The 9,734-nt window shown below is 47.8% G+C and carries 9 protein-coding genes; 6 read left to right on the top strand and 3 right to left on the bottom strand.

The window, feature by feature from the left end:
* Positions 1–78 precede the first annotated feature (78 nt).
* The 6 genes from ACFVAD_RS01055 (at position 79) to ACFVAD_RS01030 (ending at position 6,771) form a co-directional block, all read left to right on the top strand.
* Positions 79–1,650 carry an ABC transporter substrate-binding protein gene (locus ACFVAD_RS01055; RefSeq protein WP_386635032.1) on the top strand — a complete coding sequence of 524 codons (1,572 nt, stop codon included), beginning with the start codon at positions 79–81 and terminating at the stop codon, positions 1,648–1,650.
* Positions 1,651–1,719: 69 nt separating this feature from the next.
* Positions 1,720–2,637: an ABC transporter permease gene (locus ACFVAD_RS01050; protein WP_386635370.1), complete on the top strand. Its 918-nt coding sequence runs from the start codon at positions 1,720–1,722 to the stop codon at positions 2,635–2,637.
* 94 nt (positions 2,638–2,731) lie between these two features.
* Entirely contained in the window at positions 2,732–3,586 is an 855-nt protein-coding gene (locus ACFVAD_RS01045) for an ABC transporter permease (RefSeq protein WP_386635367.1), read from the top strand.
* A 15-nt stretch (positions 3,587–3,601) separates the two neighbouring features.
* Positions 3,602–4,582: an ABC transporter ATP-binding protein gene (locus ACFVAD_RS01040; RefSeq protein WP_386635029.1), complete on the top strand. Its 981-nt coding sequence runs from the start codon at positions 3,602–3,604 to the stop codon at positions 4,580–4,582.
* The gene (locus ACFVAD_RS01035) at positions 4,583–5,593 is read left to right on the top strand and encodes an ABC transporter ATP-binding protein (RefSeq protein ID WP_386635026.1); all 1,011 of its coding nucleotides are present in this window, start codon (positions 4,583–4,585) and stop codon (positions 5,591–5,593) included.
* A 50-nt stretch (positions 5,594–5,643) separates the two neighbouring features.
* A complete protein-coding gene (locus ACFVAD_RS01030; protein ID WP_386635364.1) occupies positions 5,644–6,771 on the top strand; it encodes a M20 family metallopeptidase in 1,128 nt (375 codons plus the stop codon).
* A 73-nt stretch (positions 6,772–6,844) separates the two neighbouring features.
* Here the strand turns inward: ACFVAD_RS01030 and ACFVAD_RS01025 are convergent, their stop codons facing one another.
* The 3 genes from ACFVAD_RS01025 to ACFVAD_RS01015 form a co-directional block, all read right to left on the bottom strand.
* A complete protein-coding gene (locus tag ACFVAD_RS01025; RefSeq protein ID WP_386635023.1) occupies positions 6,845–8,329 on the bottom strand; it encodes a hypothetical protein in 1,485 nt (494 codons plus the stop codon).
* Positions 8,314–8,865: a sigma-70 family RNA polymerase sigma factor gene (locus ACFVAD_RS01020; RefSeq protein WP_386635020.1), complete on the bottom strand. Its 552-nt coding sequence runs from the start codon at positions 8,863–8,865 to the stop codon at positions 8,314–8,316. Before ACFVAD_RS01020 ends, ACFVAD_RS01025 begins: the two co-directional genes overlap by 16 nt.
* Before the next feature lie 160 nt (positions 8,866–9,025).
* Positions 9,026–9,637 (bottom strand): DedA family protein, encoded by a 612-nt coding sequence (locus ACFVAD_RS01015; RefSeq protein WP_386635016.1) that lies wholly within the window; start codon positions 9,635–9,637, stop codon positions 9,026–9,028.
* Positions 9,638–9,734 lie beyond the last annotated feature (97 nt).

Genomic DNA, 9,734 nt, shown 5'->3' with positions numbered 1-9,734 from the left:
AACAAATGGATGCTGCTTTCTATTTGTTTTTCTATAAAGCTTTTAGCTTCATTTGACAACATTTAAGGGGGATAAGGAATGAGAAAGAGGAAATCTATTTGGAGCTTCATGATGGTGATGGCAATCACGGCTTTACTTGTGGCAGGGTGTTCAAACAATACCAAAACAGGGACAGATGACAGCAATGATGGAAAGACCCCGGAAAATGAAAGCAGCACTTTAACGATTGCGATGGGGACGGATATTGTGAGTTTTGATATCCACAACCATAACAATACGTCCACAGAGGCAGTACATGACAATATGTTCAATTACCTGTTCAAAAAGGATGCAAAAGGCGAAATCCATCCTGAATTGGTCGACACATTCAAGCAAATAGACGACCTGACAGTGGAAATGAAGCTGAAGGAGGGTGTGACCTTCCACAACGGCGATCCGTTGACATCAGAGGATGTAAAATTCACGCTTGAACGTGTTGCGACAGATGATACGTTGAAGGAGTATCCGAACTATAAGCAGATTAAAGAAGTCCAAATCGTGGATGACCTTACTTTTAAAGTAGTGACGCATGCACCGGAGCCGTCATTATTCCACCGACTTTCCCGTTTGGGGTCTGGGATGTTGCCTAGCAAATACATAAACGAAAAAGGCTGGGATCATTTCTTGGAGAATCCGGTTGGGACCGGTCCTTACCATTTCAAGGAATGGGTGAGGGATGACCGCATCGTGATGACGCCGTTTGAAAATTACTATGAAGGAAAAGTGGAAGAGTGGGATGAAGTGGTATTCCGCGTGATTCCAGAGAACTCCACTCGCGTTTCCGAGCTTCTGACTGGTGGCGTGGATATTGCTGTCAACGTACCGCCGGCTGATTGGGACCGCGTGAACGACAATGATGGCACGTCCATCGTGCAGGAGACATCCAACCGTACAATTATGCTGATCCTTCGTTCAACAGAAGGCTACCCGACTTCTGATGTCCGTGTCCGTCAAGCTTTGGATTATGCAATCGATAATAAGGCCATTACGGAAAATGTCCTGAAGGGCGGCGGGGTGCCGACCCGTACGCGTGTAGGCCCTGGAAACTTCGGGCACAATCCGGATCTTCATGACACCTACAACTATGATGTAGATAAAGCTAAGGAACTTTTGAAAGAAGCAGGCTATGAAGATGGCTTTGAAATGACGCTTCATGCACCGAAAGGCCGTTACCTGCAGGATGCGGAAATCACTGAAATGATCGCCGGTATGCTTGCAGCAGTTAATGTGAAAGTGAACATCGAATTCATGGAATGGAGTAATTTCGTTGAGATGCGTTCGGCGAAGAAAAACAAGGATGCGTACCTATTAGGTCTTGGTAACTCCATGTTCGACGGTGCCTACTCTGTTGACTGGTACAGAGCAGAGCGTTTTGCAGGTGAAACCGACTACAAAAACGATGAAATCGAAGCGCTGTTAAATGAATCTGCGAATAACATGGATCCTGCCTCACGCGAAAAGCAGATCCAGAAAATTGAAGAGATTGCTGCGGAAGAAGTACCGCACATCATGCTTCACCAGGAAAAGATCAACATCGGAGTCAGCGACCGCATCAGCTTTGACCCGAATCCGGACGAAATGATCTACGTCCCTACCATTAAAAAGAAATAAAAACCTACACTGACTTGAAGGAGGACTGGGGATTATTCCCTGGTCCTCTACATCATAAGGAGTGAAATGATGGGCAAATACCTGGTTCGACGCCTTTTACAAATCATACCCGTGCTTTTTATCATTTCTTTTATCGTATTCTGCCTTGTCTTCGTAGCGGGGGATCCAGTTGCACTGATGCTGCCGGAGGACGCCAGCCAGGAGGACATCGATCAGCTCCGTTCATCACTTGGATTGGACAGGCCGTTTCATATTCAATATTTTACATACATGCAGGGACTGGTGCAGGGAGACTTCGGGGACTCGTTCCGATACAATTCCAGCGCACTGCCACTGGTGCTGGAGCGATTGCCGGCTACACTTGAGCTTGCGATAGCGGCGATGTTTGTCGCGATCGTCATCGCCATTCCGCTTGGCATCTGGTCTGCGACAAAGCAGAACTCCTCGCTTGATCTGCTCGCAACAGGCGGAGCGGTGCTTGGTAAAGCCATGCCGAACTTCTGGCTTGGGATCATGCTGATTCTACTATTCTCGGTGACGCTCGGCTGGCTTCCGGTTTCAGGTCGGGGAACATTCGCCCATCTCGTCCTGCCGGCCATCACCCTTGGCACAGGGATCGCGGCCGAGATGACAAGGCTGATCCGCTCGAGCATGCTTGAAATCCTGAACCAGGACTATATCCGAACCGCCAAAAGCAAAGGGATCCATGACTTTTTTGTCGTGAACAAGCATGCGCTGCGAAACTCCTTGATTCCGGTTGTCACAATCACGGCGCTGCAGACCTCCACCGTAGTCGGCGGAACGCTTATCACCGAAACCATCTTCTCCTGGCCGGGACTCGGGCAGCTACTCATCCAGGCAGTCAACACAAGGGACATGGCCATCGTCCAGGCAAGCGTCTTCGTTATCGCCTTCATGGTTATTTTAATGAATTTGCTAGCCGATCTAATCTACAAAGTATTGGACCCAAGAATCAAATTCAACTAGAAGGAGGGAAAAGTAGATGGCGGAAATTAATTTAGGGACAGGTCCCGTGTCCCACCAGCCAGTGGCAAGTGGGGCGGATAGAAGGACAGGACCTATGTCCCGATGGGCAAGGATGCTGTTAAGAAGTAAAACGGGGACGGTCGGTTTTATCATCGTTTTCTGCGTAATTGCGGTAGCGGTCTTCGCTAAGGTGCTGGCGCCTCATGACCCTAATCTCATCAATCCGGCGATGATGCTGAAACCTCCATTCTGGTCGGAGGGCGGCACCAAAGAATATCTATTGGGAACGGACAATCTCGGGCGCGACATCCTGAGCCGCATCATCTATGGCTCTCAGGTGTCCTTGCTTGTCGGGATAGCGGCGGTTGTGCTGGCGGGGGCAATCGGGGTTTTCGTTGGCCTGATCGCGGGCTATTTCGGGGGATTCCTCGATAACCTGCTTATGAGAATAGTAGATTCCTTTCTCGCAATCCCTACCATACTATTTGCACTGGTAATCTTAAGCATATTCGGACCGAGTGTGACGACGCTCATCATCGTCCTTGGAATCACCAACTGGGTCACATACGCACGGATTGTCCGTGGGGAAGTGCTCTCCATCAAGGAGCGCGAGTTCGTCAAAGCGGCCCGCTCCATAGGGGTCAGGCACTCGAAAATCATCATGCGCCACCTACTGCCGAATGTTGTGTCGCCTTTTATCGTCATCTCCACATTGAGTGTGGCGACGACGATCATTCTGGAGGCGTCGCTCAGCTTCCTTGGCCTAGGGATTCAGCCGCCCACGATCTCGTGGGGCGGAATCCTGAGTGACGGCCGGGATTATCTTGCGACAAGCTGGTGGCTCGCCACTTTTCCTGGTGTCGCCATCACCATCACCGTACTTGGCATCATTTTTCTGGGAGACTGGCTCCGGGACATCCTGGATCCGCGCTCCGTTACTCGCAAATAAAGGGGAGGTTGTAACGTGACAACACTGTTGGAAGTGAAAGATCTGCAAACCCATTTCAAGACGGAGAACGGAGTCATCCCATCTGTGGACGGTGTTTCTTTTTCAATAAAAAAAGGGGAAACGATCGCGGTGGTCGGGGAATCCGGCTGCGGAAAGAGCGTGACCTCCCTATCGATCATGGGGCTCATCGGGGCAACGGGAAGCATTGAAGCAGGGTCGATCCTTTTTGAAGGGAAGGACCTGACTAAGCTCTCGAAAAAAGAGATGAGAAAGCTGCGCGGCAACGAGATCGCGATGATCTTCCAGGAGCCGCTGACGTCCTTGAATCCGTTATTTACAGTGGGGAACCAGATCTCTGAATCTATCAGACTGCATCAAGGCGCTTCCAAACAAGAGGCGAAGGTGAAAAGCATCGACATGCTCCGCCGGGTGGGGATACCGAGGCCGGAGAAGGTCTATTCCTCGCATCCGCATCTATTGAGCGGAGGGATGAGGCAGCGTGTCATGATTGCGATGGCGCTATCGTGCAACCCGAAGCTGCTTATTGCGGACGAACCGACGACCGCGCTCGACGTGACCATCCAGGCGCAGATCCTCGAGCTAATGAAGGGCCTGACACGTGATTTTGATACCTCCATCATGTTGATTACCCATGACCTAGGAGTCGTGGCGGAGATGGTCGATACCGTCATTGTCATGTACGCGGGCCAGGTTGTCGAGCACACTGATGTGTTCACGCTTTTTAGTAGCCCAAAGCACCCATACACGAAGGGGTTGCTTGATAGTACACCGAAAATTCATGAGCGGAACGAGGAGCTTTTAACGATTGAAGGCACGGTTCCGATTCCTTCTGCAATGCCTAAGGGCTGCAGATTTCAGCCACGGTGTCCATATGCCATGGAAAAATGTGCGCATGAGGCGCCGCTACTGGAGGAAACGTCCGCAGGGCACAAGGTCCGCTGCTGGCTGCATGAAGAGGGAGAGGTGGCCATCTAGATGTCAGAAATGAAGGTAGTGGAAAAGACAGACGAGTATCTGTTGGAAGTCAGGGGCCTGAAGAAATATTTTGATGTATCAGAAGGTCTATTAAAAAGAAATAAGCAGTACCTAAAAGCCGTCGACGGCATAGACTTACTAGTAAAAAAGGGTGAAACGCTCGGTATAGTGGGGGAATCCGGCTGCGGCAAGTCCACGACAGGCAACCTCATTATGCAGCTGCTCGACAAAACGGAGGGGGAAATCATTTTCGAGGGAGAGGATTTAAGCACCCTCACTGGGGAGCGATTGCGTAAAAAGCGCGCAGAAATCCAGATGATCTTCCAGGATCCCTACTCTTCGTTGAATCCGAGAATGCGAGTTTTCGAAATTATCGCAGAGCCATTGGTCACCCATGGTGTGGCAAAAGGGAAGAAACTGAAGGAAATGGTCAATGAGCTGATGGATGTTGTCGGCCTCGACCGATCCTATGCCAAGCGTTTTCCGCACGAGTTCAGTGGAGGGCAGCGCCAGCGGATCGGGATTGCGCGGGCGATTGCCTTGAAGCCGAAGCTCGTTGTATGTGATGAACCGGTTTCTGCACTGGACGTTTCGATCCAGGCGCAAATCCTGAATCTGATGGTGAAGCTGCAGAAGGAATTCGACCTGACGTTCATTTTTATCGCCCATGGACTGCCGGCAGTGAAGCATATCAGTGACAGGATTGCCGTCATGTACCTTGGGAAGGTGGTCGAGGTCACCACGAAGGAACAGCTATTCGATGGACCGCTTCATCCTTATACGGAGGGGCTGCTGTCGGCAGTGCCTTTAGCCGACCCGACCCTGAGAGATAAGAAAAAACGCATCATCCTGGAAGGTGACATGCCGAGTCCGGCCAACCCGCCTTCAGGCTGTCGCTTCCATCCGAGGTGTGTGTATGCACAAGACAATTGCAAAGTGGATGAACCTGAATTACGAGAAGAAAAACCCGGGCATTTTGTTGCTTGTCATTACCCGTTTGTCCGGGGGTAGGGGGGACAGGTCGCTTGTCCCCAAAACAAAGGAGATGTAAAATAGTGGAGATGTATTTACAGCAGAGCCAAGCAGAGATGCTTCAATTGATAGAGAAACTGGTGAACATCGATAGTGGGACTTACGTAAAGGAAGGAATCGACCGCGTAGGAGCCATTTTGAAAAAGGAATATGAGAAGCTGGGCTTTACCGTTGAGGTGAGGGAAGAGGAGAAGTACGGAAATAACTTGATTATCCAGCATAAGGACGCTTTCGATCCGAAAATTATTCTGGTAGCCCATATGGATACCGTCTTTCCGTTGGGGACAGCGGCCGAGCGCCCGTTCAGAATAGAAGGGGACAGAGCCTACGGACCAGGGGTGGTGGATATGAAGTCGAGTCAGGTCGAGCTTTTATATGCCATCAAAGCACTGCAACAGTCCGGGAGTGAGAGCTATAAAAATATGCTGATCATCTTGAACAGTGATGAAGAAGTGGGCTCCCCGACTTCGCGACCGCTGATCGAGGAAAAATCCCAAGGCAAGGAATACGCGCTCATTATGGAGCCTGCACGCAAGGACGGCTCACTCGTTTCAGCGAGACGCGGCGGTGGAAGCTATACCGTGATCGTAAAAGGAAAAGCGGCACATTCCGGAATCGAGCCGCAAAAAGGTCGGAGCGCCATCGAGGAGCTTGCGCATAAAGTCATCCAATTGAATGCACTGAGTGACTATGAAAAAGGCATCAGTGTCAACGTCGGACTGATCGAAGGGGGTTCTTCCATCAACACCATCCCGCCAATCGCGATCGCCCATGTGGACATCCGCATTTCTGAAATGCACCAGGCCAAGTACCTGGAGGAAAAAATAAAGGAAATCTGCGCGACCACGGATGTGTCCGGCACTCAGATTATTCTCAAAGGCTCCATCAGCCGCCCGCCGATGGAGAAGAACAAGCAAACGGTATCCTTGCTACACCTTATCGAAGAAGTCGGGAAGGAAATCGGCCTTCAGGTATTCGACACAGCCACAGGAGGAGGATCTGACGCATCCTTCACCTCCGCAACTGGTGTCGCCACCGTTGACGGCCTCGGCCCGGTAGGAGGGAACGCACATAGCGAGGACGAGTACCTCGAAATCAAAACCCTGCCTGAACGGACATTGTTGCTGGCGAAAACGATTGATCGGTTGTCGAAGTGAAGGGGCATTCCATTTCCAATAATGGTAAAAAGCAGCCTGCCAAAGATTGGAGGCTGCTATATTCTATTTACGGTCATGGTGTTTCGCTTTTTCGATACTCCTCGGGTATCCATTCTTCAAGTATTTTATCATTTGGAACAAATATGCTGGTTGAAGCGTAGACGGCTTCTACTTGGTGATAATCCGAAGCTTTAAAGACAAAAATCTTTTCCCCTTCATGTGATACCTCGTGCAGAAAATCAAGCTTATTCCCCCAGGAGTCAATATAGATTTTAAACTCATCAAACGTCACATTCAGTAATTCCTGATCAACGCCTACTCTTTCCCAATCATCCAGAATCCATCTGCCATCCTCTTTTATTATCGTGTAGTATACGGTTTCGGGATTACCGATGTATCCAGTAAGGCCAATTGTCGAAATGACAATTCTATTGCTTGTATTCTCCAAAACAGTATATCGAATATCAAAGCCATCCGACGGTAAGAAAGTTGAATCCCTTCCTATATAAAATTCATCTTTAATATACTTTAAGTGCCCTTCTGTTAAGTTAGTTGAAGCATACTCTCTTAATTCTGGTCTTAAGATTTCAAAATCTGCCAATTTACCATGGTGAGTGTCCCAATCGTATTCTTCACCCAGCTCATGGAAGGTTTGAATGATGTTATCCATCAAATAGTCTACCAAAGCGGGAACATCCTCATCAGCGACTTCTCCCGTTAGCTCCTCATCCGCTTTCTCTATGACTCTTTCAAGATATTCTTCAAGAGTCAATTCTGTCGCATTATAGGCCTCTTTCATCTCTGTTTCATCCTGATGTTTACTTTTATCCAACAGCTTTACATTGTAGAACTTATCTTCCTTTTGAAAGAACAGAATTTCCTTCTCCCCGTAAACATTTAGATTGGAGACCAAATCTAAAATTGTGCCATACCAATCCGAAGGAAAGGATAATGGATCGATAGGGTTAAATTTATAGAATGCACTGATACTCTCTACTTTTGGTTCAGTCTCCTCAGTGAAAATAATCGTAAGTGAATCAAGCGTTTCATGACGATACTTGAAAATCTCACTGTTTGGATTGACATCGTTGTCAAATCGTTCAGCAGGTTCCCCGTAAATTGCCAATACTCTCTCCATGCTGTCACCAATTCCAATCCCTTGCTCTGAATCCTTCCAAAGTTTCAGTTTGAAAACTCCTGCTTCGTCCATATAGAAGGTAGGTGAGGTTGAGTAATCATTTTCATCCTCCTCCGGCACGTCCGGAGTTTCTTTCTCCACTTCAGGCAATTCATCCGGCTCCTCTTCCTGTGGCTCCACGATAGGCGGCTCCTTATCGGACATACCGGGGGCTATTTTCATGAAGTCCAGCTGTGAAAAGGTGAATAGGCAGACAAGCGCAGCTGCTACAACCAGCGCAGAATAATAGGCTATCGGACGTTTTCTCCTTTTTTCATGGATGCCCTGCAGTATTTTATTTTTCTCATTGGAGGATAAAGTAATGTTTTTCAAAAGTATCTGATCCAGCTCCTTGGTCAGACTTTTTAGTTGCTTTTCCATGCGTTTTCCCTCCTTTCAAGCGTCACTTTTAGTTTTTCACGGGCCCGGAAAAGGCGTGACTTGGTTGTATTCTCGTTCATCTGGAGGAGAGTGCATATTTCTTCGATAGACATCTCTTTATAATAGAATAATATAATGACCTCACGAAGCTTGATAGGCAGCTTCAGTATCTCTTGAATCAGCTCACTTTTTTCCATTCCTGCTACCGTAGCCGACTCGGTGGTATTCATATCCAGTTGGGTGGGCTGTATATCCGCCTTGAAAATAAAATTGCGGAAGCTGAAGCGCTTCAGTGCATCCTTTGATTTATTGATGGTGATCCTCATCAGCCATGTTTTATAGGAGCTCTCCTGACGAAAAGAATCAAGGTGATGATAGCAGCTGATAAATACCTCCTGAATGATAACCTCTGCAAGTGATTGGTCCTTCACGTAAAGAAAGGCAAGACGCTTAAGTTCTGTTCCATAGTCCTCTATCAGACTTTCCAATAATTGATCCCTTGAAATGGCATTTTCATGTTCCTCCATGTTTTCCATAATCATCCTCCCTTCCCATAATAGACGACGCTGGAGGGTAGGGGGTTTCATTTTTGGGCGTTTTTTGGGGACAGGTCCCGTGTCCCTCAGTGTCCCACGGTTCCCCAAAACAAAAAAACTGTCACACATCGATTTGTGTGACAGCTTTTTTTTTGCGAAATCATTTACGCATTCTTCTCTTCCTCACATAAACCACCACAAGTGCAATAAATAGCACTATCAACAGGATATACACAAATTTCGAATAAAGATCCATATACTCCACAATCGTATCCCAGGACGACCCCACAGAAGCTCCCAGATAAATAAGGACAACATTCCAAATCAGCGTCCCCAACGTTGTAAACAGGAGGAACAGACCGAAATTCATATTCGACATTCCAGCCGGGATGGAGATCAAACTGCGGATCAAGGGAACAAAACGGCACAAAAACACCGTCCAGGGTCCATATTTATCAAACCAGGCATCGGCCCTGTGTACATCTTTTTTTGTAATTCTGAGGATATGCCCCCATCGATCGACAATCTTTTCAAGCCTCTCAACGTCCAGCTGCAAACCGATCACATATAACACAATCGCTCCAGCAACCGAACCTACTGTGGATGCTACAACTACTCCAAGGATACTAAGATTGGAAGTGGTGGTTGCAAACCCTGCGAAGGTCAATATCACTTCAGAAGGGATGGGTGGGAATATATTCTCTAATGCAATGAGGAACATAATGCCCAAATAACCAAATTCATTAATAATGTCTGTTAGCCAATTTTCCATTGTTGGTCTCCTTAGAAATATCCTTTTACACAGAACTATTATATAGAAATAAAGTGTTTCTTCGCAAATTTTTGATAGGTTGTCATAAACATAAAAA

Origin of the sequence: Sutcliffiella sp. NPDC057660, assembly GCF_042800035.1 — a bacterium.
In the GTDB taxonomy this organism is placed as follows: domain Bacteria; phylum Bacillota; class Bacilli; order Bacillales; family Bacillaceae_I; genus Sutcliffiella_A.
Note: the sequence above shows the minus strand (reverse complement) of the source record. Positions and strands in the feature narration are given on the sequence as shown.

Coding starts and splice junctions, on each gene's coding strand:
- ACFVAD_RS01025 (WP_386635023.1), bottom strand. CDS start 8,329: ATGGAAAAGCAACTAAAAAGTCTGACCAAGGAGCTGGATCAGATACTT.
- ACFVAD_RS01055 (WP_386635032.1), top strand. CDS start 79: ATGAGAAAGAGGAAATCTATTTGGAGCTTCATGATGGTGATGGCAATC.
- ACFVAD_RS01020 (WP_386635020.1), bottom strand. CDS start 8,865: ATGGAAAACATGGAGGAACATGAAAATGCCATTTCAAGGGATCAATTA.
- ACFVAD_RS01045 (WP_386635367.1), top strand. CDS start 2,732: ATGTCCCGATGGGCAAGGATGCTGTTAAGAAGTAAAACGGGGACGGTC.
- ACFVAD_RS01050 (WP_386635370.1), top strand. CDS start 1,720: ATGGGCAAATACCTGGTTCGACGCCTTTTACAAATCATACCCGTGCTT.
- ACFVAD_RS01015 (WP_386635016.1), bottom strand. CDS start 9,637: ATGGAAAATTGGCTAACAGACATTATTAATGAATTTGGTTATTTGGGC.
- ACFVAD_RS01030 (WP_386635364.1), top strand. CDS start 5,644: ATGTATTTACAGCAGAGCCAAGCAGAGATGCTTCAATTGATAGAGAAA.
- ACFVAD_RS01035 (WP_386635026.1), top strand. CDS start 4,583: ATGTCAGAAATGAAGGTAGTGGAAAAGACAGACGAGTATCTGTTGGAA.